Raw genomic sequence first — 26037 nt, 5'->3', positions numbered from 1 at the left:
TTTAACTTATATGTTCACCTCCATCGACAGGAATTACACATCCATTAATCCAACGCGCTTCATCTTTACTTAATAGGTAGACAGCATTTGCGACATCTTCAGGTTGAGTTAGCCGTTTAAATGGGTTACGCTTTAAACTGTGCGCTTTTATTTGATCGCTACCAGGAATCATTCGCAATGAGGCTGTATCTGTAACACCAGCTTGAATACAATTAGCCCTAATACCATATGGTGCAAACTCTAAAGCAATATTTCTGGTAATAGCTTCCAATGCAACCTTTGCTGCTGAAACTGCTGCATAATTCTTCCATGCTTTCGTATTGCCTTCACTAGTGAAGCTTATGATTCGTGCGTCTTCAGTAAATAATTTTGTTTCAAAAAGAGACTTGGTCCAATCGTATAAGCTAATTGCCATAGCATTGATAGTTAAATTGAAATCATCATTTTGAAGCGTTGGTTTTTCATCATCTAACATGGGTTTTAAATTTCCTTTTGCAACGCTATGTACTAAGCTTCTTATTTTTCCTCCTTCTAATACTGAATCTAATTCTCTAATAATTTGCTCGCGTTTTTCTGGCTTAAATGCATCTACATTATACGATTTAAATGTCACTCCTTCGGCTTTGATTTTGTCAAACTCTGCATTAATTTCCGTCTCTTGAGACCTAGAATTTCGATGAATGACACATATATTCATACCGTGTTTAGCGAGTTTTTTTGCCGTGGCTAAACCTAATCCGCTAGAACCTCCCAAAATGAGTGCCCAATAGTTTTTGTGTTCAAATTCTTTTACCATTCTAATAAAATTCGTTGTGCTGAAAACCCTGGTCCAAAACTTAACATTAAACCTTTATCACCTTTTGGTAATTGCTTATCCATAAACTGCTCTAGCACATATAATACTGTTGCACTACTCATATTTCCATAGCGCTTCAATACCTCTTTGGTATCTTCTATGTTTTTTCCTAGTGCCCCAAATAAATCTTCAACTGTTTGTACGATTTTCTTTCCTCCAGGATGAAAAATAAGATGGTCAACATCTTCAATGGTCATACCATTCTGCTTTAAAAAAGGATGTACAATTTTAGGAAAATGAGTAGCAATCGTTTCAGGAACTGCTTTATCTAAAATCATTTGTAACCCCGTATTTACCAATTTAAAACCCATCATAGTTTCAGCATCATAAAAGTGATACATGGCTTCATCAATAATCTTAGGTCCTTCTTCGTTTTCATAAGATGATAAAATCACGCTTGAAGCTCCATCTCCAAAAATAGCAGCACTTACGATATTTACCATCGAAAAATCATCTAACTGAAAGGTTGCCGTTGGTGATTCTACAGCAATTACGGCGGCGCGTTTATTAGGATTCGCTTTTAAAAAATTCTTTGCATAGATAATCCCTGAAACACCAGCAGCACAGCCCATTTCGGTTACAGGAAGCCTTACAATGTCTTGTTTCATCTTAAGGTTATTTATTAAATAAGCATCCATAGACGGAATCATGATTCCTGTACAACTCACCGTTATGATATAATCAATATCTGTAGGTTTTAGGCTGACTTTTTCAAGGGCTTTAATCAAAGATTTTTCGGCTAGTTTCACGACTTCTTTTGAATAGATGTCATTTTTCTCTTCGAAAGAGGTTTTCATAAAGACATCTTCAGCATCCATAATAGAATAACGCCTATCGACTCCAGCATTTTCAAAAAGCTTAACCACTTTACGTTGAAAGCGCTCTTCCTGACCAGCTAACCAAAGATTTAAATACGGAATAATATCTTTAGTCTCTCTAGTATATTTAGGTAATTGTTTAGCTACAGCTGTTATTTTTACACTCATATTATTTTTGCTTCAATAGCCACTGGAAACGAAATGCCCATTTCCATTCTATTTGATAATTGGCATGCAATTGTTGTGATATATGTATTAACTCTTGTCGTTTAAATCCTCTTAGTACAGACGTTAATCCATCTTTAATTATTGTTTTGTTCTTTATCGTTAAACACAATAGTTTAAAAAGATAATAGGCTAGTTTATGCCTGTGCAAATCGTTAACTACAATGCCTAACTTCGCTTTTACTAAAACAGGTTTTAAAAACGACACCAATTCGTCTTCCTTGAAATGGTGTAAAAATAATGTTGTCAATACCAAGTCATAGTTGAGCTGTTTAAAATTTTCCGAAAAAATATCTATGGCTTTAAACTCAATATTTTTATACGCTTTTGACGATGTCTTAGCATAATCGATTGTATGGTGATTAGCATCAATGCCTAGCAATTGAAAATTATAGCCATTACGTTTTCCAAATTGTGAAACAGCTCTCAACATATCTCCGCCTCCACACCCAAGATCAATAATAGTAATAGGCTTCTCTTTTGGGTAGTTTTTTAGTGCTTTTTTAAGTCCGTTAAGCGTCACTTTATTTCCACCTAACCATTGATTGATCTTTGCTAATTTATCGAGCGCATCATGAAGTATTGGACCATTATAATCCAAATCATCCATGATTTCTTCTGCATCACTTCTATATTTTGTATTGACGAGTAAGCTCATTCAATCTGCATTAATTTACCATGCGTTCGTTTAATGATATATGGCAAAACACCTGGAAACCATTGCAATCCTTTCATCAAAATTTCTGACAATTTTGGCTGATCAAACAAATTAGCCATCATATGTCCCGTTTTTAAACGGGACTTAAAGGCTGTATTCCATTCTCTAAGATACTGCTTTTCTAGTGCTTCTCTTGTTGAAATTTCAGAATTAAAAAATTTAATAATTAATGCAGACGCTATCTGTGCGCTTCTAATTGCCATACTCATTCCGTTGCCACACAATGGATGAATAAGTGCGGCTGTATCACCACACATCAAGATGTGATTCTCTAATGGTTTTTTATCTTCAAAAGAAATCTGGCTTATCGTTAAAGGATGTTCAAAAACCGGTGTTGTCCTGCTAAAAATATTTTTTAAATAGGTGTTTTTAAATACCACTTTGTGTTGAAACTCCTCAATATTTTTATACGTTTTGAATACTTTAAAATTTGCAATATAACAAAGATTGATACTATCATTCTCTACTTTAGAAACACCACAATAACCGCCTTCAAAATTATGAAGAGCCACTAAGTCTTCAGGAAAATCTCCTTTAACGTGCATTTTAACAGCTAGATAAGGAGACTTGTTTTTTATAAACTGACGCTTAAGCTTTATATCAATATTAGATCGTTTACCATAGGCACCAATTACCATCTTAGATTTAAAGTGTTTTTGGTTTTTGGTAATTACAGTAAATTGATCATTATCAAATTGAACATCTTCTACGGTATCTTGAATGATTTCAACATTATTATCCATGGCTTTTCGAGCAAGAGCCTCATCCAAACAAAAACGACTAATTCCAAAACCACCTAAGGGTAGAATAGTAGAAATGAGTTTGCTTTTTGTGGTAGATAGTTGAAATTTATCAATCTTTTTGGCGCCTAATTTAAAAACATCAATGTCTAAATAATTGAGGTAAGGGAGTACTTCATTTGAAATATATTCGCCGCAAACTTTATGCTTAGGATACTTGTTTTTCTCTATAACCAAAACACTATACTCGTGCTTTGCTAAGTGGATAGCGCTAGATAAACCAGCCAACCCTCCTCCAATAATAAGCACATCTATTTTGGAATTCTTTCGATTCAAGTTATTCCTTTTTTAAGGTATAGTTTACATTTATTCTAGCAGTATTTGATAGTGTTAGGCTACTTCCTCCAACACCAAAATCCCTTCTGTTTATTTCAAAATAAGCACTCAGCTTCAAGCTATTGTCGTCATCACTAATTTGCATTGGAATTGTTATCCGTTTGGTCACGTCTTTAATAGTAAGATTCACCTCAACCTTATACTTGTTTTTAGATGTCTTTCTAAAATTTGTTGCTTCTAGAGTTATATCTGGATAGGTTTTAACATCAAAATAATCTTCTCTTAATAAGTGTTCATCGCGTTTTTTGATGCCTGTAGCAATGGAATTGGCTTTTACACTTCCAGATAAGGTCCATTTCGTACTATTGTCACTGTTAAAGTTTGTGGTAATAGAAGCTCTTGAAAAGTAACCATCAACATTAAACCCTAGGTTTCTAATTTTAAAATCTACAGATATTTGAGTTTTAGTATCTTGAGCAAAACTCATCAATGAGAATATCGTACTTGTAAGCAATACAAGTGTAATTTTAATCTTTTTCATAAACTAAAGATACACTGAAATTGGATGAGATAAAAATTAGTAGACTTCAATAATTTTAAAATCCTGATTTCTAAATTGAATGTCATCTCCTATAGATTTCCCTAATAACAATTGGGCAATAGGTGTGTGTGCTGAAATCGCATAAAACACTTGATTGCTTACTTTCAATTCTCCAGCACTAATGGCAATGAAGTAATTGGCATTGGTTGTCATTACAACACTTCCTAAGCCAATGGCTTTTGAGGTATTTGAAACATCAATCTTGGATAATAATTGATTAATTCTTTGAATTTCTGCCAATTGCTGTCCAGTTTTTTCTCTTTCTAATTGCAACATAGCTCGACCTGTTTCGTGTTTGTCCCCTGCCGAACTCTTCGTTTCAGAGGTTAATGATTCTTGAATTTCATGAATGGTTTTTTGAACCGCTTGCAAGCGGTCATCAATAAACTCTTGGCATTGGTAATATAGTTTTTCCTTGGTATCCATTACAATAAATCGGCTAATTCTTTTCCAACCAAACTCCCAATAGCGACTCCCATGCCTCCTAAACGCACACCACAAAAAACATTATTGCTAAGCTGTTTTACAATAGGTTTCTTTTGTTGTCCAACACCCATAATACCTGTCCAACGATAATCAATTTCGAAAGCTGTATGAGGTAATATCGTTGTTCTTAATAAGTCTTCTAACTTATCTTGAATACGTTGGGTTTGAATCAATTTAGTAGTTTCTTCTCCTTTAAAATCCAGATTTCGCCCACCTCCAAATAGTAAGCGGTTATCAATATTTCTAAAATAATAATACCCTTGATCTAAATGAAATGTACCTTTAATATGAAGGTTTTCGATAGGTTTTGTAATAAGGACTTGTGCTCTAGCTGGTTTTACTTCGGAAATATCTAACATTGAGGCAAAACCATTAGTGGCAATTAAAAGTTTTGAGGTAGAAAATTCAAATTGATCTGTTTTAATGTTAACAGAATTGTCATTTTCAGAAAACTGTTTGACAGTACTATTATTCAATATTTTTATCCCAGAACCTAATACTAATTGCGTTAATGAAGCCATCATTTTTCCCGTGTCTATTTGGCCTTCAAATTGATTAAAGCCTAAGGTGTCATGACAGTTTTTAAAATTAAACTCATTGGGCTTGAAGCTAAATACTTCTTGATTAAATAGTGGTTTTAGAAGCAAATTTATAGTGTCTTTTTTAGACTGGCATTCTTCATATAAATCATCTGTTTTTGAAAACAATTCATAACCGCCTAGCTCTTGGTAGCCTATAATCTCATCTCCTAAAGTTTGTCGCAATAACTGCAAACCATCAATACGTTTTTTTACCAATTGTAACACCTCATCTTCAGAATGTGTTTTAAGGTCATTGATAATTTCACTCAGGCTCCCAAAACATGCAAAGCCTGCATTTTTAGTGCTGGCACCTTGTGGTAAAGTGCCACGCTCAAGAATTAAAATGCTAGCTGTTGGAAATCGTTGTTTTAATTGTAATGCACAATTGAGGCCTACAATACCACTACCTACGATTGTATAATCGACATTAGTAAGCCATGATTTTATTTCCCAGTAGGATAGATTCATAGAATTTATATTGGCAAAATTGCTGGTCCGATGTAACCTAACCAAAGATAAGCACTTATAAAAGATGCAGGTATCACTAGCACAAAAACTTGTAATTTTTCTTTTTTAATGAAACTTTTAAAAAATAGAATAACAGCTAATAGAGCAACAATTAGACTAAATACTAGTATTAAAGAAAGAGCTTCTGAGAATTCAGCATCTGCCTTAATGATATAAGAAAAAGTGTAATATAAAAACTCAAGTCCTGTAAACAGAAATAACGAAAACACAAAAACTAGAAGCCATTTAGCATGATAGTTCTTGGATTCTTTCTTTTTGATAATCATTAAAAAAGCAACGACTGAAACTAAAAAGGAAAGGACTAATACACCGTTTTTTTGAAAAAAATTAAATGAGTTTGACAGTTCGATATACTTTGCTACACCTAGACAACCCAGTAGATTTCCCGTATAATTATATGTGAAAATTTTTGAGATTTCACCACCTGTAAATGCCTGATCGAACAAAAATAAAATAGCATTGTTGAACATGGCGTAAGCAGGAAAAAAGAGTAAAAATAAGAGAAAGATGAAAACAGATTCTTTGGTCTTAATCATTAACCTTGGTTATTAGTTCTCTTAAATATAACAAGAAATATTGGTTCGTGTTAAGGATGGAGTTATTGTTGGAGCTCCTCACCGAGAGCGACTTGCGAGAGCCTGCCTTTTGTCCCAACACTTCGGGATAAAAGAACACCATAAGAAAGAGGTAAAAAAAAACTCCGAAACGTAAATCTCGGAGTTATATTTTTAATCTTCTGGAGTTCTCTCAATAACAAAATCTTCCATGAACTTAGTGGTATAATTACCTGCTAAATAATCTGGATGCTCCATAAGTTGTCTGTGGAATGGAATGGTTGTTTTAATACCTTCAATAACGAACTCTTCTAAAGCACGCTTCATTTTATTGATGGCTTCCTCACGCGTTTGTGCTGTAGTTATCAACTTAGCGATCATAGAATCGTAGTTAGGCGGAATCACATAACCAGCATACACGTGTGTATCTAAACGAACACCATGTCCTCCAGGTGCATGTAACGTTGTAATGCGTCCTGGCGATGGTCTAAAATCATTAAATGGATCTTCGGCATTAATACGACATTCGATAGAGTGTAGATTAGGCGTATAGTTCTTACCAGAAATTGGCACACCAGCAGCCACAAGAATTTGCTCACGAATTAAATCGAAATCAATCACTTGTTCTGTAATTGGGTGCTCCACTTGAATACGCGTATTCATTTCCATGAAGTAGAAATTACGATGCTTATCTACCAAGAACTCTACTGTTCCTGCTCCTTCATATTTGATATATTCTGCTGCTTTTACAGCTGCTTTCCCCATTTTATCACGTAAAGCCTTAGTCATAAATGGAGATGGCACTTCTTCGGTTAACTTTTGGTGACGTCTTTGCACTGAGCAATCACGTTCTGAAAGATGGCATGCGCGACCAGTTGAATCTCCTACGACTTGAATTTCAATATGACGTGGTTCTTCAATAAGTTTTTCCATGTACATATCATCATTTCCAAAAGCTGCTTTAGATTCTGTTCTAGCTGATTCCCAAGCATCTTCAAGATCTTCAGGTTTCCAAACAGCACGCATTCCTTTTCCACCACCTCCAGCAGATGCCTTAAGCATAACTGGATAGCCGGTTTCTTTAGCTAGTTTTTTACACTCTTCAAAATCTTCAATTATACCTTCACTTCCAGGAACACATGGCACACCAGCAGCAAGCATTGTTGCTTTTGCATTGGCTTTGTCTCCCATTCTATCAATCATTTCTGGAGATGCTCCAATAAATTTGATATCGTGCTCTTCACAGATTTTTGAGAATTTAGCGTTTTCAGATAAAAACCCATAACCTGGATGTATGGCATCAGCATTTGTGATTTCTGCTGCTGCTATAATATTGGATATTTTAAGGTAAGAGTCACTACTTGATGGTGGGCCAATACAGACAGCTTCGTCTGCAAACTTCACATGTAAACTTTCAGCATCTGCTGTAGAATACACTGCTACCGTTTTGATACCCATTTCTTTACAGGTTCTAATAACACGTAGTGCTATTTCTCCTCTATTAGCTATTAATATTTTTTTAAACATAACTTCTTGAATTAAAAATTTCAAATTCCAAGTACCAAACCAAACAGGTTTTGGGTCTCATAACATGAGATGCGAATTGGAATTTTTAAACGGTTATGATGGATCTACCAAGAATAATGGTTGATCAAACTCTACTGGAGAAGAATCATCTACTAAAATCTTAACGATTTTTCCTGATACTTCAGATTCGATTTCGTTGAATAATTTCATCGCTTCAATGACACATAGTACATCACCTTCACCAATAGTGCTACCTACTTCAACAAATACGGGTTTGTCTGGAGATGGCTTACGGTAAAATGTACCTATAATTGGTGATTTAACTGTAATATATTTCGAATCGTCTGATGCTGGTTCAGCTGCAGGAGCGGCTGGTGCGGCAGGCGCAGTTGGTGCAGCTGCAGGTATAGCTTGCGCTACAGGTTGGCTCACTGGTATTTGTTGAACATAAGTGGTTGAGTCCCCTTTGTCATCAGCACCTGTTTTGATGGTGATCTTAACATCATCCATTTCTAATTTAACCTCACTTGCACCAGATTTGGCTACAAATTTGATTAAGTTTTGAATTTCCTTAATATCCATAATTATTAGTCTTTTTAATTAGTTAGTTAAAAGTCGGTTAAGAATTATAAGCCCATTTTAAATAAATTGAGCCCCAAGTAAATCCGCCACCAAAGGCTGCGAATATAATTTTATCGTCTTTTTTTAATTGTGATTCGTAATCGTGTAATAGCAATGGTAATGTTGCCGAAGTTGTGTTTCCATATTTATGGATATTCATCATCACCTTTGCTGGGTCTAGAGACACTCTATTTGCAGTAGCCTCTATAATTCTCTTATTAGCTTGGTGTGCTGCCAACCATGAGATATCGTCATTAGTTAAATTGTTTCTTTCTAGAATACGCTCTGTGACATCTGCCATATTAAATACAGCGTTCTTAAATACTGTTTTCCCTTCTTGGAATACAAAATGCTTTCCTTCGGCAATTGCTTCTGGTGTAGATGGATAAGAAGAGCCTCCATATTGTGCATGTAGAAACTCACGTCCTTCTCCATTACTTCTCAATAGCTCATCTTGTAGACCAAGTCCTTCATGGTTAGGTTCAAATAACACAGCTCCAGCACCATCTCCAAAGATGATACAAGTAGCTCTGTCTTTATAGTTAATCATTGAAGAGTTCTTATCTGCTCCAATAAGTAATACATTCTTATATTTTCCAGATTCTATATAACGTGCAGCAACAGACATTCCGAAAAGAAAACTAGAGCATGCTGCTTCTAAATCGAACGAGAAGGCATTAGTTGCTCCTATATTAGTTGCAGTAAAAGCTGCGGTTGAGGCAGCTTTCATATCAGGAGTTGCAGTGGCAACAATAACAAGTTCTATATCTTTTGGGTCAATTCCCTTTTTGTTAATTAAGTCTTGAGCGGCTTTAATGGCTAAATAGGAAGTTCCTTTACCATCTTCTTTAAGAATTCTACGTTCTTTTATACCTGTTCGAGTGGTAATCCACTCATCATTTGTATCGACCATGGTTTCTAAAATCTGGTTGGTCAATTTATATTCAGGTAAATAAGCACCTACTCCTGTAATTGCAGCTGTGATTTTACTCATACTAAATTTTTAAAAAATCGTCCTAAAAAGACAAAAATCGTCAAAAAACGGTAAAATTTTAATGAATTTACTAAATTTTGAACGAATATGACGCAAAATAAGTCGTTTTTAAGACTTAGAGAAATTAAACATAAAAAAAACGCTCAAGTATGAGCGTTTTATTATATGCATGCATAATACTTATGCTAAGTTTTCTTCTTTTTCAGAGTTATCAATCAATACTTGACCTCTGTAATATAACTTCCCTTCATGCCAATGAGCTCTATGGTAAAGGTGTGCTTCTCCTGTTGTAGGACAAGTAGCTATAGTAGGAACAGATGCTTTATAATGTGTTCTTCTCTTATCTCTTCTTGTTTTAGAAATTTTTCTTTTAGGATGTGCCATTTTATATGTTATTTATCCGTTAATAGTTTTTTTAATGTATTCCAACGAGGGTCAATATCCTCTGATGTATCTTCTTTGTCGTCTAAGCCTTTTGGGCTTAATTCTTCTAACTTTTTAAGTATTTCTGAATCTAATGTACCATCTTCAACTCCTGGATGAATTCGTTTTGCTGGCATCGACAATATGATTAACTCATATATGTACTGGGCAACATTGATTTCATATTCTCCATGAGGTATGATTAGTATGTCTTCAAATTCATCATTGTAATCGTCACCAAACTTGACTACCAATTTAAATTTACCTTCGACACTTTGGTCATAAGGCTCATTTGTAAGGTCGCAGTTGACATTTACAACGCCTGAAATTTCGAAATGTAACTCCAACAAAGTTGTCTTTTTTTCAAACAACAACTCTGTTTTTACTTTTACATCATTAAAATCATCATACTCAAAATGTTCAAAGAACTTTTTATCAATCTGATAATCAAAATGGTGCTTTCCAACCTTGAGACCAATAAATGGTATTGTAAATTCCTTTAAGGGCTTCATCATCGCATTCATTTTGAGCCTGCAAATATATAAATTTTAATTAATTAAACAGCGCTTATCAACAAAAAATGTTTATATCTTTTTTGGTGCCTTTTTTAGAGGGTTTTTTGAGTATTCATTATACTCTTTTCTATTCTTAAAAACTTCTATTGCAGTAAATACAGCTTCTTTAAATGAACCGTTGTCAGCTTTTCCTTTTCCGGCAATTTCAAAAGCAGTTCCATGATCTGGAGACGTTCTTACTCTATTAAGTCCTGCTGTATAATTGACACCATGTCCGAAAGCAATAGTTTTAAATGGTATTAGCCCTTGATCGTGATATGATGCAACAATGGCATCAAAGTTTTTATAATTTCCAGACCCAAAGAAGCTATCAGCAGAATAAGGTCCATATACCATCTTACCTTTCTCTTTAATGTCCTGCAATGTTGGTCGTAACACCTTGTCGTCCTCTTCTCCAATAACACCATTATCACCAGCATGAGGATTGATGCCCAGAACCGCAATTCTCGGTTTGCTGATCCTAAAATCTTGTTTTAAGGACGTGTAAACTGTATCAATTTTTTCATTAATGAGTTCGGCAGTGATATGATTAGGAACATCTTTTACTGGAACATGATCGGTAAGTAAGCCTACTTTTAATGTATTTGTTACCATGAACATTAAGCTTTTTCCTCCCAATTTTTCTGCAAGATAATTGGTGTGGCCTGGGAATTTGAAGTCATCAGACTGAATATTATGCTTATGTATTGGAGCCGTAACTAATACATCTATAGCTTCCTTTTTTAAGGCATCCGTAGCCGCTTCGAGCGATTTCACCGAATACTCACCAATTTTCAGATCTTCTTCTCCAAAATTTATCGTGACATTTTCCTTCCAAACATTCAATACGTTAACCTTACCCTGAATAATCTGGTCTGTATGATTGATTGCGTGAAAATTGATGCTGCTTTTAAAATGCTTTTTAAAAAAAGACATCGTTTTTATAGAGGCAAAAATTACTGGCGTGCAAAACTCCAACATGCGATTGTCTTCAAAAGTTTTGATGATAATTTCAGATCCTATTCCATTAAGATCGCCAATTGAAATTCCTAGTTTTATTTTTTTACCTTTTTCCATTAAGATGTTATCTATAGTCCGTAATTTTACAATTGCAAATTTAACCAATTATTCGACACTATGTTTACAGGAATTATCGAAGATCTTGGCGTTGTGACCAATCTTGAAAAAGAACAAGATAATCTTCACTTAACCATACAAAGCAATATCACTTCAGAATTAAAAATAGACCAAAGTGTTGCTCATAATGGTATTTGCCTTACCGTTGTAGCTATTTTGGGTGATAATTATACTGTTACAGCCATAAAGGAAACTATTGATAAGACAAATATTGGTGACCTTCAGGTTGGAGATACTGTAAACTTAGAGCGCGCTATGAAATTAGGGGACCGATTGGACGGACATATCGTTCAAGGTCATGTTGATCAAATTGGGACCTGTGAGCGCATAAAAGAGGAAAATGGCAGCTGGTTCTTTACATTTAGTTACGATCAAAGCTCTGGAAATGTAACCATCGAAAAAGGATCTGCTACTGTTAATGGTGTTAGTTTAACTGTAGTGAATTCAGAAAAAAACAAGTTTAGTGTCGCTATTATTCCATACACTTACGAGCATACTAATTTCAAGAATTTGCATGTTGGTTCTAAAATTAATTTAGAGTTTGATGTTTTAGGAAAATATATACAAAAGCTCTACGAGGCTAGACTATAACTACTTTCTAGAATTTTTAATAGTCATTTTAATACCAAAGAAAGCTCCTAGAATTGCGGCTATTGTGGTGAAACCATCAATAGGCAAACCTGGAGGTGGTGGTGGCATAGGAGGAGGTGGGTTACCACCTTGGGCTACACATACAAAACTTATTAATACAAATAAGATCGAGGCAAAGATTTTCTTGTTTTGTATTCTCATTATGGCGTAAATGTATAAAAAAAAAGGTCTCAACAAAATAAAATAGCAAAAAAACATCCATAAAACGCAAAAAAAATCGACGAAAAGCATGTTTTTCGGCGTTTGCGTTAAATTTATATTAAAATCAAATATATGCTTTTTTATCATAATCGAGACAAAATCTGCATGTTTTTAATTTTAAATAATTGTTATCATGTGTTTTACGTTATTACTTCTGACATTTTATAATATCTGTTTTTATAATATTACCTACTTATCGGTGCATTTGATCTAAGATCTCAATAACTTCGGCTTTTTTTCTAACAGAGACCGGAACATTTTCCCCATTTTTTAGCATCAAATAGCCGCCATCTGTTTTTATAAATGCACTTATACATTGAAGATTTACTAAATGGCTTTGATGAATTCTTAAAAACCCATAAGGTTTTAGCATATCAGCAAAGTACTTTAATGTTTTAGTTACAAAAATCTTTCGGCTATCCCGAAGGTGAAACATAGTGTTATTACTATCAGATTCACAACGCACAATATCATCTAAGTTGACTATTATAATCTTATCTAAAGTGTGTAATGAAATCTTATCTGGTTTCTTTTCTGGTGCCGATAATGTTTCTTTTAAAATGTTTAAACGCTCTTTACTTGGTTGGATTTGTTGCTTTGCGCGTTCGATAGCTTGCGCTAACTCTTCATGAGCATACGGTTTTAGAACATAATCTATAGCTGCAAATTTGAATGCTTTAATTGCAAACTCATCACTAGCTGTAACAAAAATGATCTTTGATTTTAATTCTGGAAAAATCTCTAGAACATCAAATCCTGTTCCGTCTCCTAACATAATATCAAGAAATAAAATATCTGGTTGTGTTTTTCTTAAAACTTTTGCTGCCTCCACTACGCTTTGAGCTGTATCTATAATTTTTATATCTGGATGTAGACTTTCAATGTCACTTTTTAATAGTGCCATCGCATCTTTCATATCTTCTACAATAATTGCTGTTAACATATTTAGTAATCGGTTTCTAACGGAATTTTAAATACAATGGTCGTGCCACCAATACTTCCGTCGTTGTTTTTTATTTCTGAAATCTCTAAAGCGTTTTTACCTGAGATAGATTCTAATCGTTCTCTTGTTACTTTAAGCGCCATAGATTGATGATCGGTCTTAGGTTTTTGTTGTTGAGAACTATAGATTCCAATGCCATTATCTGTAATGCTCACCTTTAAAAGGTCATCAGTGGTATCAAACTTAATTTTTAACTCCCCTTCTCTAGGACCTTTTAAAATCCCATGACGGATTGCATTTTCTACAAAAGGCTGAATAAGCATAGGAGGAACTAAAATTTCTTCAGGATCTAAATCAGTATTTAATACTATGTCGTATTCAAATTGTTTTTCGGCCATTAGGCGTTCCACCTCAACATAATGACGTAACGTGTTTATTTCCTGATCTAAACTTATTGTGTCTTTTCTAGAATTCACTAAAGTTTCTCTAAGCAATGTCGCAAAACTATTTACGGTCTCGTTCATTTTTTCTGGCTTTGTAGGAGCCATAGCTTTTATACCATTAAGCACATTAAAAATAAAATGCGGATTCATTTGTAAACGCAATGCCTTTTGCTCTAATGTTAACAGGTGGTTTTCTAATTCTAAACGTTCCTTTTCCTTAGTGGTTTTTCGTTTAATACGCTTAATATATTGATATGCTATCGCTATAAGTCCTAAAATGGTGAGACCAATAATCGTCCACTGAAACCATCCTTTTTTATACAATGGGCTTTCGATATAAAAAGAAAATCTAAGCGGTTCACTTTCTTTCCAACGATGATTTCTAGATTGAACCAGAAAATCGTGTGCTCCGAAATTTAGTTCAGAAAAATCCTGAGTGTCTTTAGAAGACCAAGGGCTCCAATCGTTGTCATTTAATTTGTAGCGATACTCGACACCATTAGGATGATCAATATCAACTGTTTTAAATGAAAAACTCACTTGCTTTTGATCGGGTTTCAGCTTTAAAACTTTGTCAGTGTTTGTCCAAGACGATAATCGAATAGAATCAACACTACGATAAGCCACTTTAACATCTTCTAAAAAAAGGTTTGGTTTTTTGGTCTCTCGGTCACTTTCGGCTGGTCTATATTCGGTGAGGCCGTATAATGCACCAAACCATAAATGACCATTATTATCTTTATCTACAGCATTCAAACACGTTTCAATACCTAAGAACCCGTCATTTCTTCCAAAGAAAAAAACATCTTTGATCTCATTATCTTTATCTAACTCTAATTTATCAACACCACGCTCTGTTCCTGCCCAAAGATAGCCTTGATCATCAAAAATAAGTTGGTATATGTTTTCTGAAGATCCCTTTTTTGCTCCTTTAAGTTTCTTAAATGTGCTGAAGTTTTCATCATTAGACCACCAAATACCTTTTCCTGCAGTACCTAAAAACAGGGTGTTATTTTGAAACAATATGCTATTGATTGGTGTTTGAAGATCTAGAACTGAGCCCAAATGTGTTATCTTATTATTAAGCAAATAACCTAATTGACCATTTCGTGTAGCGTACCAAAGGCGATTAGCATCATCTTTAACCATATCTCTAATGTAGAGATCTGCAATACCGTCTTGAGTAGCAAACGTTTTATGTATAATTAAACTATCTAATTTGGGGTTGTAATTAAACTTTACAATTCCGCTAGAATAGGTTGCCGCATAAATGCCGTCTTTATCAATGTGTATTTTCCGAATCCAATCATCAAAAGGAAATCCGTTTTCTGTGCTTATCACTTTTGAAACCTCAACAGTTTTTGGAATCCTTTTTTTACTTCGCTTTAATGTATCTATTGCAATAGAATCTAGAGTCACTTTTCCGTGAAACAATAAACCTCTTCCTTCAGAACCTGCCCAAATATTTTCGTTTTGATCACTTGTTATCGTTTTAATTTTAACTTCGGAAAACGCTTCAGGAATTTCAATATTATGAATCCCAAAGTTATCAATTCGCATTAATCCTTTTTCGGAGGTTGAAATCCATATCGCATTATTACTGTGATGCACCGCATAGACGCGGTTTCCATTGAGACCAGTTTCTGTACTAAAATGCTTGAAGTTGTTTTGGAAGTATTTGTATAATCCACCACCAGACGTTGCAATCCAAATATTAGATTGTCTATCCTGAAGTACTTGTTTTACATTTGGTACCGAAAGCCCATTAACATCATTGAGTGTAAATAACTCGGAATTTGTCGTTGCATCGATCACAGAAATACCATCATTATCTGTTGCAATCCAAAGTTCATTATTGTTTAAAATAGACGTGTGATTAATACGTAAAGGTTCTCGGATTAAAACAGCATCGTCAAAATTTTGAGATTCAAACACTAAGGTGCCATCATTAAATGTTGATGCAAAAATCTTATGGTCAAAACCTACCAAAGCTGAAAAATCATTACGTTCTATTTTTTCAATAAATGATGTGTTATTGCTAAGCTCGTTAAATTGCCAAAGTCCATCTTGAGTGGCAATCCAATAATAGTCATCAAAAAAGATCATATCCTTGATCTGGATTGTATCGATTTCGGGATGAATTTCTATTTTTTCTACTACTGTATTTTTTTTAATCTGATATAGCCCTTGATGGGTTAATAAAAATAAGTCCCCATTAAGTTCACAAATTTTGTTGACCTCAGGTGTTTCAATATTAATAAACGTGTGTTTTTGCTTTATGCTAAGTCCTCGTTTTGTACCTATATATAATCTGTTGTTTTTTGTGTTTAATGTGTTGATGTAATTTGATGATAATCCGTTTGTTTCATTAAACACTTTAAAACTATTACCATCAAAACGAGCCAAACCACCACCTTGTGTGCCCAACCATAAATAGCCTTTGTTATCTTGAGCCATCGCGTATACTTGCGACTGTGGCAAACCATCTTCTAATGTAAAAGCGCGCAGTTGTTTATTTTGAGCATAACAAGCAAGTGTTATTCCAAAAAAAAGAACAAAGAATTTATATGTTATTTTTAATTTCAATTCTGGTTTTATGATTTCAATGCAACTTACAATTTTGAACGGAGTTTTTGCACTTGAAGTATGCACATTTTTTTTAAACGGCTAAAAGCGCTGTACTCTAAAAAGATATACAGCGCTAAAAACATGAATCACAACATCAACTAATTTTATTATTCATTATCAAGTTCACAAGAGAACGCATAGTTTGCTTTTTGAAGTTTTACTTTTTCTAGAGCTACTAGTGTAGACGTTTGCATTAATTTATTGTCTTTGAATACGACATAGGATTTACTATCTGTCGTATCACAGCTTTCACCTTCATTGCTGCATAAGGTAATTACGTCTGTACCATATTTGTTGTCTTGCTTGTCAATAATGCTTACCAATTCATGGTTTAATGTTTCAGACTTTACAAAGATCTTATCGATCTCAACACCATTTCTTACTGCTCTTAGTTGAAAACGCTTATAGCCTTTATAGTCTACACCTGCTTCACCAAATACAAATTTAATTTCAGGGTTCATTTGGCTTACCATTGTTTTTTGTGAGATGAGTCCTCCCCAGATCCATCCAACTTGAGGTCCCATTTTAATTTTATAAAATCTACTTGTTACGCCATTAATCGTTTGTGCATTTTCACTTTTTGCTAGTAATCTTACTCGTGTGCCAATATTAACGGTTGTTAATTTTTCGCAGTGTACCGAAGCACAATCTCTTAAAGCGACATCGTCACCTAATAAATATTGTGTGGCATTAGCTGCAGAATTAGTATAGACATCAAATTCTACTTCTTTGGTTTGACCGTAAATATCTGAAGCAATAAATAGCATTGCTAAAATCATTACGGCTTGAAAGAGTTTAGATACTCTTGTTTGTGTTTTGTTTTCGGTTTGGGTGTTCTTTAAAGTTTTCATAGTATTCTGTTTTATGGGTTTATACTTGTTTGATACTTCAAAGATATGTTGGCATTAAAGTGAAATTTGGGTGCTTCTAGAATTCGTTAAGGATGGTTTAGAATTCGTTTGGAAAATGGGTTTAGGCATAAAAAAAGACCTTAGTAAATACTAAAGCCTCATATAAAATTGGTAAATACTATTAATTATTTCCTGTAAACCAACTGCTGTCCTATTTTAGCTTTTTGCAGCAACTGGTCTCTATGAATAGGTTTGTTATTAGCCAATGTCAAATATCTATCAAATCGTTGATCCACTTGTTTTTGAATGTGTCTCATCATATGATCGAATTGATCTTGATCTTGGTCGAAGAGTTTTGAAAAACGTCCTTCTAATTTTAAATAGTCTTGAATTCTTATACTTGGACAATCAGAATCTAATTGCATCGCATTCAAATTATTTTCTTCTCGTCTAGGGTCATTTCTGTACAATAGCCATTGCCCAGAATTCACTGCTGCTTTATGATACTGGCTCGGGTTTTTCATATCAATACCATGCGATTTACTATGTGTATACGCTATAATAATTGAGGGACCATCATAGTTTTCGGCCTCAATAAAAGCCTTTAAAGTTTGTTCTTGATTAGCACCAATAGCCACAGATGCTACATACACATCTCCATAGGTCATGGCCATTAAGCCCAAATCTTTCTTTTGTTTTGATTTTCCGTTAAACCCAAATTTTGCAGCAGCTCCAAATGGTGTGGACTTAGACATTTGTCCGCCTGTATTTGAATACACCTCATTGTCTAAAATTAAGATGTTTATATTTTTGCCCGATGCTATAACATGGTCTAAACCTCCAAAACCAATATCATAGGCCCAACCATCTCCTCCAACACACCAAACGCTTTTCTTAATCAAGCTATCAGCAATTTTCAAAAGCGCTTCTGCTTCATTTAAATCCATTGTTTTTAGAATAGCTTTAAGTTCTTTAACGCGCTTTCGTTGCTGAATAATCTCTATTTCCGAATGTTGCTTCGCAGATATGATATCATGTACCAAATCAAAATCTATGGTGTTCATCATGCTTTTAAGCAATCGCTTGGCTTCGGCTTCTTGTTGATCTATTGACAATCTAAATCCCAGCCCAAATTCGGCATTGTCCTCAAATAAAGAGTTGGACCAGGCAGGACCTTTCCCTTGAAGGTTTTTAGACCAAGGTGTTGTTGGCAAAGCACCTCCAAAAATTGAGCTAGCTCCTGTAGCATTGGCGACCAACAAGCGATCACCAAATAATTGAGATAACAATTTTAAGTAAGGTGATTCACCACAGCCATCATCACCAGTAGCATATTTGAATAATGGTTCTTGTAATTGTTGCTGGCTCACTTTAGTCACGTCAATTTTTGTTCGACTCAATTCTGGAAGGGCATCAAAATAATTCCAATTGTCATTTTTCTTATTAGTATTGTCTACTAGTTTGAGCGCATTAACGTCACAGGCATCAATACAGTTATTACATGCATTGCATTGACTACTGTTGACCTGAATGCTGAAATTCTTTTCTTTGAATTCTTTTGAAACAACCGATTCAAAGTCTGATGGTGCTTTTTCTAATTCTGTATCACTAAAGACTTTTATACGGAGTGCTCCTAAAGGGCAAGCCATACTACAAGCTCCACATTGGATACAAGCGTTTGAGTTCCATTGTGCTATCATTTCAGAACATCTATTGGGATTATATTGAGATGTATTAGTTTGAAACGTGCCATCAACAGGAAGATCACTAACAAAAATTGTTTCATTGTTGTCTAGTAATAACTTATCTAAAAGCATTGGTGAAAACGCTTTGTTATTATCAGTTTGAATTGGGTTAAAATTCGTTTGAATTGATGTATCTACCTCAACAATTTGTGTGCTCAGCTCTGCTAAAGCACTAGAATATACAAAGCCATTATTTAGAAACAAGAAGCAAGCATCAAATGTTGAAATTTTTGATGATCCTAGATTAAAATTTGATTTTATGTTTTTTAGATCTACGGTATATAACGCAACCTCTTTTTTTATAATAATTTCTTGAGTGTTTGCTGAAAGTGATTGCCAAAATGCTTGAGACGATAGTGAAGAATTAACCAGTAAGGTTCCTTGTAGTTTTATCTGTTGTAATACATTGTCTTTTTCAGTGAAGTATACATTTTGGCAAGCAATAAAATCGGCATTAGAAATTAAATATGGCACCTTTATTGGTTTTGAATTAATACGTAAATGATTGACTTGTCGTGATTGTGATTTTTTATAATCAAGCTCAGTATAGGATTGTACATAATTCATTTTTTTCCTACCAATAACGTGAGATATGCTTGTGTACTCGTTGTCTTCAATAGTTGATTTTTCAGTATAAAACACAGCTTGAAAACTCTCTGTTTCTAACTCGAATTTCTCATCCACAGACAAGCTCAAATGAGTTATATCATCTAGTATTCCAACTGTAAAATTATCTTGTGACTGGTTGCTTTTTAAATTATTATAAACCGCATTGACCATGGCAGGTGTAAACTCTTTTGACGACAACCCATAACGTCCTCCAATAATTTTAGGCAATACGGCTAAGCTGTTGTTTTGATACGCTTCAAAAACCGACTGACAAATATCTAAATACAAAGGCTCTCCAGATGCTCCTGGTTCTTTTGTTCGATCTAAAACAGCAATAGATTTGCACGTTAATGGCAATGCTTCTACAAGGTGTTTTGTGCTAAAGGGTCTAAATAATCGCACTTTAACAAGTCCGTATTTTTCACCTTTATTGTTTAATTGTTTAATTGTTTCTTCAACTGTTTCTGTTGATGAAGCCATCGTTATAATAACCTGTTCTGCATTTGGATGACCTACATAATCAAAAAGTTGATAGTGTCTTCCTGTAAGGTTTGCAAATTCGTTCATTTTATCTTGAACAATTTCTGGACATACATTGTAATAACGATTTGTAGCTTCTCTGCTTTGAAAAAACACATCGGAACCTTGAGATGTTCCTCTCAAAACGGGATTATTAGGGTTTAAGGCTCTGTCCCGATGTGCATCAATCTGATTTGAATCTATAAGTTTTGAAATCACCCCATCAGAGATCATTTCAATTTTAGACGTTTCGTGAGACGTTCTGAAACCATCAAAAAAGTGTACAAATGGCACTCGAGATGTTAATGTAGCTGCTTGAGAAATTAAGGCAAAATCATGCGCTTCCTGAACAGATGCTGCTCCAAGCATGGCATAACCAGAGCTTCTTACGGCCATGATATCACTGTGATCTCCAAAAATGGACAAGGCATGCGTTGCAATACTTCGCGTTGCTACATGAATCACATTTGGTGTTAACTCGCCTGCAATCTTATACATGTTTGGTAACATGAGTAATAAACCTTGTGATGCTGTAAAAGTTGTGCATAGAGATCCTGTTTGAAGCACTCCATGCATAGCGCCTGCAACACCAGCTTCACTTTGCATTTCAAAAACTGATGGAAGCGTTCCAAAATTATTTGTTCGACCTGTTGCATTCCACTCTTCAACTAATTCGGCCATTTCAGAAGATGGTGTAATTGGATAGATTGGAAATACATCATTGGTTCTATAAGCAATATGCGCTACAGCTTGATTTGCATTAATAATTTGATGTTGTGATTTCATTGCTTGAGTTGAGCTAAGAAAAAAGGCTACTCTTAGATTTAGTAGCCTTTTTCAAAATTAATAGTTACTCCTTAACAATTTCAATTGAAATTGGAGTAGGGTTGCTAATCATATCAAAGACAGGTGAGAATTTTGCAAATTTCTCTAAGTCTTGAACCGAGGCATCAGATTTTACTTTTAAAGTGAACTTGATCCCATCAAATCCCATACGTACTTCTGGATCTAAACCTAAAAACCCTTGTAAGTCTGCATTACCTTCTAAAGATGATGAAGCGCTATCAATATTAACACCGTTAGCAGCTGCATGATAAACCATCGCACCAGTTAAGCAAGAACCCAAAGAATGTAGTAATACTTCTGGAGGAGTTGCTGCTTCATCTTGTCCTAATAATACATTAGGATGGCTACACTCCATCGTAAACGTGTCTTCTCTGGAAGTGTCTTCTGCGCCAACACCATAAAAGCCTTTAATACTTGATACGCAATGTCCTCCATCTATCCAATTGTTTTTGGCTCTGAATTGAAACTTTGCTAATTCTGGATTTGTTTGAACTGCTCCAATAGTCTCTACTAATTGGTCTACATTTACTCCGTTTTTAATGTTTGCTGTTGTAATCATTGTTTTAAATTTTATTTGTTAAACATTTTATTTGACCTATCTAAAGCCAATGGTGTGCCAAACAATATAAAATATTGAAAATCAATGTTTTACAATGATTTTAAGGATAATTACATGAAACGAAAATTCGTATAATAACGATATTTCGTTTTGGTTTTTACGAGATGTCGTTAATTAGATAGGTCGCTCTATACCTAAAGCTTTGATTTTGGAAGCTAATGTGGTTGCGGGTAATTGAAGACGTTCAGCCGCACCATTTTTTCCTGAAATTTTCCAGCGTGTTTGCTTAAGCACTTTTAGAATATTTTCTTTTTCGAGAGTAAGTAACTCTTTTGCAGTATAGATTTTATCTTCTTGTTGTTCTTGTGAGAGCTCTTTATCAGAGCGCTTATCTGGTATAATATCCTTAAATTTAATAGTACCATCTTTAGATACAATAATAGCACGCTCTATCAAGTTTTGAAGTTCACGAACATTTCCTGGCCAGTGATAAGACATCAACACTGATTTATCTGTTTCGGACAAATCAACTAATGGTTTATTCATTTTCTTAGAAAAGCCTTTAATCATTTGATCTGCGATTAAGCACACGTCTTTCCCCCTATCTCTTAATGCTGGAACTTCAATTGGAAATACATTAAGTCGGTAATACAGATCTTCCCTAAACTTACCATCGGCAGCATGCTGTAATAAATCTCTATGTGTCGCTGCGATAATGCGAACATCAACTTTAATAGTTTCGGAACTTCCTACAGGGTCAAATTCTCCTTCTTGAATAACACGTAATAATTTGGGTTGTAGATCGATTGGCATTTCTCCAATTTCATCTAAAAAGATCGTGCCTTTGTCAGCTAATAAAAACCTTCCTTTTCTATCTGCTGTTGCACCAGTAAACGCTCCTTTTTTATGACCGAATAATTCACTTTCAATAAGGTTAGCTGGTATAGCACCACAATTAATTCGTACTAATGGTTTATCCTTTCTGTCGCTGGCTTCGTGAATAGCTCTAGAGACTAGTTCTTTTCCTGTTCCCGTTTCTCCATTTATTAAAACAGTAGCATTGGTAGGAGCAACGTGTTTTATAAGACTTAAAACATTTTGCATTTTTACATCTTCAGCAACAATCCCATAATCATTAGTAAGCTCTTTAATTTCTTCTTTAAGATACTGTGCTTGCTTGGTTAAAAAATTAATCTGATCTTCAGCTTCAATGCGCTCTTCTATGTTTCTAAGAATAAGCGTATAAAACGTTTCTGTTTCATTTCCAAACTTACTAATAGTACCTTCATTTAGAGTTTCTGTTTCATTAGACCCTATAACCTTTACAATATTTGGGATAAAGCTATTAATTGTTTTGGTCGTATTCGTTTCAGCCTCATTAACTAGTGATTCAATCACTTCAGCACTTTCTTCATCAAAAAAGTAGAGTATGTTCCGCTGTAATGCATCATCATTCTCTAATAATTTATTCGCGGAAGGGTTTGTGAGTACAATTCTAAAATTACGATCAAACATAATAATGGCATCCATTGCGCCTTGTATGAGTCCGTTCATTTTAGAACTTACCAATTCGAGTTCTAATTTAGATGTCGAGAGTCGTTCTTGAATAGTATCTAATTCTCTATGACGCTTAATCATAACAGCTAAAACACCTTGTGCTAATCCACTGTCGGCACTCATAAGATTTAAAAAATCTTCCCGCTCAATCTTAAGCACATCTGTTCGCTCTATAGCTGTTACTGAAGCCGACCGTTTCTTATTATCAATTAAAGCATACTCACCAAAACACTCACCTTCTGTAAGGATGTCATATTGATGCTCTTTATCATGAACTTTAACTTCACCATTTATAATAACGTACATGGAATCTCCTATAGTTTCTTTAGCTATAATCGTGTCATTTTTTCGAAAAGATTCCTCAGATGAATTCACAATTAAGTTCTCAAGAGATTGTTTTGACACCTCTGAGAAGAATGATACTTTGGATAAAAAGTCAACTAAGTTATGATTAGGCATTAAGTGATAAATTTCTAGTTAAAGATATTAATTATTATTTCAGAATTAGTAAACAATTTCATCACAAAACATTTTTAATTAACTTAGTAGCACCTAACATAATTAATCCAAAATGTCACAGCAAAGGCTTTTAGCTGCAATAATGTTTACAGATATTGAAGACTACACGGCTTTAATGCAGCGTGATGAAAAAGAAGCACTTAATATTAGAAATAGACATCGAAGCACATTTGAAGTAACTACCGAGGCTTTTAATGGTAAGATTATTCAATATTTTGGAGATGGTACATTAAGTATTTTCACGAGTAGTGTAGAGGCGGTTAAATGCGCTATAGAGTTACAACGATCTTTTCTTGAAGGCACTAAAATACCTGTTAGAATTGGGATTCATGTTGGTGACATCGTCTACACTGATGAAGATATCATAGGAGACGCCGTTAATGTTGCCTCACGTATTGAATCTTGTGCTGTTTCTGGAAGTGTTTTGATTTCTGATAAGGTTCATGATCAAATAAGAAGCCACCAAGACATTAAAGCAAAATTTTTAGACGCTTATGACTTAAAAAATGTTGATGCGGCCATGCCTATATTTGCTATTGCAAATGATGGTTTAATTGTACCAAAACCAGAGGAAGTTAAAGGTAAACTAAAAAGCGTTTCGAACACCAAAGACACCTCGAACTCTAAAACCAAATGGTTTGTGATTGCGATGTTGGTTCTAGCACTTACTATTGCTGGTATATTTACAATTCAGCATTTTAACACACAACACACAACACCTAATGAGCTTTCAATAGCAGTTTTACCTTTTGAAAATCTTAGTTCTGAAGACGATGCCGAAATTTTTAGAGATGGTATTACAGAAGATATCCTGACACAATTATCTAAAATTAAAGACCTGCATGTGATTTCACGAACGTCGGTAATGCAGTATAAGAATACTAAAAAAACAATTCCTGAAATAGCTAAAGAATTAGGCGTGTCTTACATTTTAGAAGGTAGTATTCGTAAATACGGGAACGATATTAGAATAGTAGCTCAACTTATCGACGCTGCTTCAGATGAACACTTATGGGCAGAGAACTATGATAAAACTCTAACCAATATATTCAGCTTACAAACAGAAGTGTCTGAAGAGATTGTTGACGCATTACAAATTAATTTATCCTTTGAAGAAGAGCAAGGGCTGGCAGTCATTCCAACACAAAACATAGAAGCTTATAAATTATTTATAGAAGGTAGAAACGAAGTCGACAAACGAAATAAAGAAAGTATAGCTAAGAGTATTCTATTATATAAAGAAGCTATTGCCTTAGATCCCAATTATGCTTTGGCTTATGCCGAAATTGCTAACTCTTATTATTTAGAAACCTATCATTCTGGACGAGATCTTGCTGAAGCCTCTAAACTTGCCAATGACTATTTAGATAAGGCTGAAAAAATAAATAATAACGTATCCAGAATATATTCTGTAAAAGGGCTCATCTATAATATTGAAGGCGAACGCGAAGCTGCCGAAAACGCGTTTAAAAAAGCGATACAACTATCACCAAATGATTTAACAGCGAGGTATCAATACTCTACGTTTTTCTATTATACTGGGCAATATAAAAAGCAATTAGAACAGGCCGAAATTGCTTACCGTCTAGACCCTTTATCGTTTCCTATTGCTAATAGCTACTTTAATGCTCTTCTTGCAAATAAAGAATTTGACAGAGCTCAAAATCTCATGGATAAAATACAAGCTCGAAATGATGGTAGCAATAAATTTGTAATTAATAGATCCTATTTTAGGTTGTATATGGATCAGCAAAAATTCAAAAAAGCCATTCCTCATCTTAAAGAAATTGTAAAAACCCAAAATGTTTTTAATCGTTTTTTGGGCTATTGTTACATCAAAACTGGCGACACCTTAAGTGGTTTAAGCACCATTGATTCTATTCATAAAAATGCACATCCTAGGGAGAAAAGCCAACAGCTCGCCGTTGTTTACTCGGCACTTAAAATGAATGACAGCGTATTTCATTACTTAGACACTTCAAGGAACAAACAAACCTCTACTCTAAGACGTGAAAGTGACGAATTCTTCTATTACTTAAAAGATAATGAGCGATTTAAGGCCATCTTAAAATCTCATGGAATTGACACAAATTGACACAGTACTATTATTAAAATCTTATATAATTTGTTAAAACTAAATGATTTTTTAGGGTTTTATCTTTTCAAACGGTTTTATATATAAGTCTAAAATTTTAAAGTGTTATGGTGATCCTAATAATTTTAGTAGAAGTTACTCTAATAGGTCTGTATTTACGATTTATTAAAAC

The 26037-nt window shown here is 34.4% G+C and carries 23 protein-coding genes; 2 read left to right on the top strand and 21 right to left on the bottom strand.

Annotated features, from left to right (window positions below):
* Position 1: 1 nt before the first annotated feature.
* The 14 genes from Q0783_RS04990 to pdxA form a co-directional block, all read right to left on the bottom strand.
* The gene (locus Q0783_RS04990; RefSeq protein ID WP_298893758.1) at positions 2-796 is read right to left on the bottom strand and encodes an SDR family oxidoreductase; all 795 of its coding nucleotides are present in this window, start codon (positions 794-796) and stop codon (positions 2-4) included.
* On the bottom strand, positions 790-1842 hold the full coding sequence (locus Q0783_RS04985) for a type III polyketide synthase (RefSeq protein ID WP_298893756.1): 1053 nt from the start codon (positions 1840-1842) through the stop codon (positions 790-792). Before Q0783_RS04985 ends, Q0783_RS04990 begins: the two co-directional genes overlap by 7 nt.
* A gap of 1 nt (position 1843) precedes the next feature.
* A complete protein-coding gene (locus tag Q0783_RS04980; protein WP_298893754.1) occupies positions 1844-2557 on the bottom strand; it encodes a methyltransferase domain-containing protein in 714 nt (237 codons plus the stop codon).
* Positions 2554-3693, bottom strand: a complete 1140-nt coding sequence (locus tag Q0783_RS04975; protein ID WP_298893752.1) for an NAD(P)/FAD-dependent oxidoreductase — start codon at positions 3691-3693, stop codon at positions 2554-2556. The genes Q0783_RS04980 and Q0783_RS04975 overlap by 4 nt, the downstream gene beginning before the upstream one ends.
* A 1-nt stretch (position 3694) precedes the next feature.
* The gene (locus Q0783_RS04970) at positions 3695-4234 is read right to left on the bottom strand and encodes a YceI family protein (RefSeq protein WP_298893750.1); all 540 of its coding nucleotides are present in this window, start codon (positions 4232-4234) and stop codon (positions 3695-3697) included.
* Between the two features lie 36 nt (positions 4235-4270).
* The gene (locus tag Q0783_RS04965) at positions 4271-4720 is read right to left on the bottom strand and encodes a 3-oxoacyl-ACP synthase (protein ID WP_298893749.1); all 450 of its coding nucleotides are present in this window, start codon (positions 4718-4720) and stop codon (positions 4271-4273) included.
* Positions 4720-5829 (bottom strand): FAD-dependent oxidoreductase, encoded by a 1110-nt coding sequence (locus Q0783_RS04960; RefSeq protein ID WP_298893747.1) that lies wholly within the window; start codon positions 5827-5829, stop codon positions 4720-4722. The genes Q0783_RS04965 and Q0783_RS04960 overlap by 1 nt, the downstream gene beginning before the upstream one ends.
* A 5-nt stretch (positions 5830-5834) precedes the next feature.
* Complete coding sequence (locus Q0783_RS04955) at positions 5835-6425, bottom strand: hypothetical protein (protein ID WP_298893745.1); 591 nt, start codon at positions 6423-6425, stop codon at positions 5835-5837.
* A gap of 192 nt (positions 6426-6617) precedes the next feature.
* Entirely contained in the window at positions 6618-7970 is a 1353-nt protein-coding gene (gene accC, locus Q0783_RS04950) for an acetyl-CoA carboxylase biotin carboxylase subunit (RefSeq protein WP_298755706.1), read from the bottom strand.
* 93 nt (positions 7971-8063) lie between these two features.
* On the bottom strand, positions 8064-8552 hold the full coding sequence (accB, locus tag Q0783_RS04945) for an acetyl-CoA carboxylase biotin carboxyl carrier protein (RefSeq protein WP_298893743.1): 489 nt from the start codon (positions 8550-8552) through the stop codon (positions 8064-8066).
* A gap of 37 nt (positions 8553-8589) precedes the next feature.
* On the bottom strand, positions 8590-9585 hold the full coding sequence (locus tag Q0783_RS04940; RefSeq protein WP_298893741.1) for a beta-ketoacyl-ACP synthase III: 996 nt from the start codon (positions 9583-9585) through the stop codon (positions 8590-8592).
* Between the two features lie 180 nt (positions 9586-9765).
* Positions 9766-9969: a 50S ribosomal protein L32 gene (gene rpmF, locus Q0783_RS04935; protein ID WP_040279531.1), complete on the bottom strand. Its 204-nt coding sequence runs from the start codon at positions 9967-9969 to the stop codon at positions 9766-9768.
* A gap of 8 nt (positions 9970-9977) precedes the next feature.
* Complete coding sequence (locus Q0783_RS04930; RefSeq protein WP_298894165.1) at positions 9978-10520, bottom strand: DUF177 domain-containing protein; 543 nt, start codon at positions 10518-10520, stop codon at positions 9978-9980.
* A 72-nt stretch (positions 10521-10592) separates the two neighbouring features.
* Positions 10593-11639: a 4-hydroxythreonine-4-phosphate dehydrogenase PdxA gene (pdxA, locus tag Q0783_RS04925; protein WP_298893739.1), complete on the bottom strand. Its 1047-nt coding sequence runs from the start codon at positions 11637-11639 to the stop codon at positions 10593-10595.
* 60 nt (positions 11640-11699) lie between these two features.
* Between pdxA and Q0783_RS04920 the strand changes: the two genes are divergently transcribed.
* Positions 11700-12290 carry a riboflavin synthase gene (locus Q0783_RS04920; protein ID WP_298893737.1) on the top strand — a complete coding sequence of 197 codons (591 nt, stop codon included), beginning with the start codon at positions 11700-11702 and terminating at the stop codon, positions 12288-12290.
* Here Q0783_RS04920 and Q0783_RS04915 read toward each other — a convergent pair whose 3' ends face one another.
* The 7 genes from Q0783_RS04915 to Q0783_RS04885 all read right to left on the bottom strand — a co-directional run bounded on the left by Q0783_RS04915 (position 12291) and on the right by Q0783_RS04885 (position 23710).
* Positions 12291-12491: a hypothetical protein gene (locus Q0783_RS04915; protein WP_298893735.1), complete on the bottom strand. Its 201-nt coding sequence runs from the start codon at positions 12489-12491 to the stop codon at positions 12291-12293.
* A gap of 253 nt (positions 12492-12744) precedes the next feature.
* A complete protein-coding gene (locus Q0783_RS04910) occupies positions 12745-13494 on the bottom strand; it encodes a LytTR family DNA-binding domain-containing protein (RefSeq protein ID WP_298893733.1) in 750 nt (249 codons plus the stop codon).
* 2 nt (positions 13495-13496) lie between these two features.
* Positions 13497-16523 carry a two-component regulator propeller domain-containing protein gene (locus Q0783_RS04905; protein ID WP_298893730.1) on the bottom strand — a complete coding sequence of 1009 codons (3027 nt, stop codon included), beginning with the start codon at positions 16521-16523 and terminating at the stop codon, positions 13497-13499.
* 149 nt (positions 16524-16672) lie between these two features.
* Entirely contained in the window at positions 16673-17416 is a 744-nt protein-coding gene (locus tag Q0783_RS04900) for a hypothetical protein (protein ID WP_230934662.1), read from the bottom strand.
* A gap of 185 nt (positions 17417-17601) precedes the next feature.
* Positions 17602-21075, bottom strand: a complete 3474-nt coding sequence (locus Q0783_RS04895) for a thiamine pyrophosphate-dependent enzyme (protein ID WP_298893725.1) — start codon at positions 21073-21075, stop codon at positions 17602-17604.
* Positions 21076-21139: 64 nt separating this feature from the next.
* Positions 21140-21694: an OsmC family protein gene (locus Q0783_RS04890; protein ID WP_298893723.1), complete on the bottom strand. Its 555-nt coding sequence runs from the start codon at positions 21692-21694 to the stop codon at positions 21140-21142.
* Positions 21695-21868: 174 nt separating this feature from the next.
* The gene (locus tag Q0783_RS04885; RefSeq protein WP_298893721.1) at positions 21869-23710 is read right to left on the bottom strand and encodes a sigma 54-interacting transcriptional regulator; all 1842 of its coding nucleotides are present in this window, start codon (positions 23708-23710) and stop codon (positions 21869-21871) included.
* A gap of 112 nt (positions 23711-23822) precedes the next feature.
* Here Q0783_RS04885 and Q0783_RS04880 point away from each other — a divergent pair, with 112 nt between their 5' ends.
* Positions 23823-25865 carry an adenylate/guanylate cyclase domain-containing protein gene (locus tag Q0783_RS04880; protein WP_298893719.1) on the top strand — a complete coding sequence of 681 codons (2043 nt, stop codon included), beginning with the start codon at positions 23823-23825 and terminating at the stop codon, positions 25863-25865.
* The last annotated feature ends 172 nt before the right edge of the window (positions 25866-26037 follow it).

It is taken from the genome of uncultured Psychroserpens sp., assembly GCF_947500255.1.
In the GTDB taxonomy this organism is placed as follows: domain Bacteria; phylum Bacteroidota; class Bacteroidia; order Flavobacteriales; family Flavobacteriaceae; genus Psychroserpens.
Note: the sequence above shows the minus strand (reverse complement) of the source record. Positions and strands in the feature narration are given on the sequence as shown.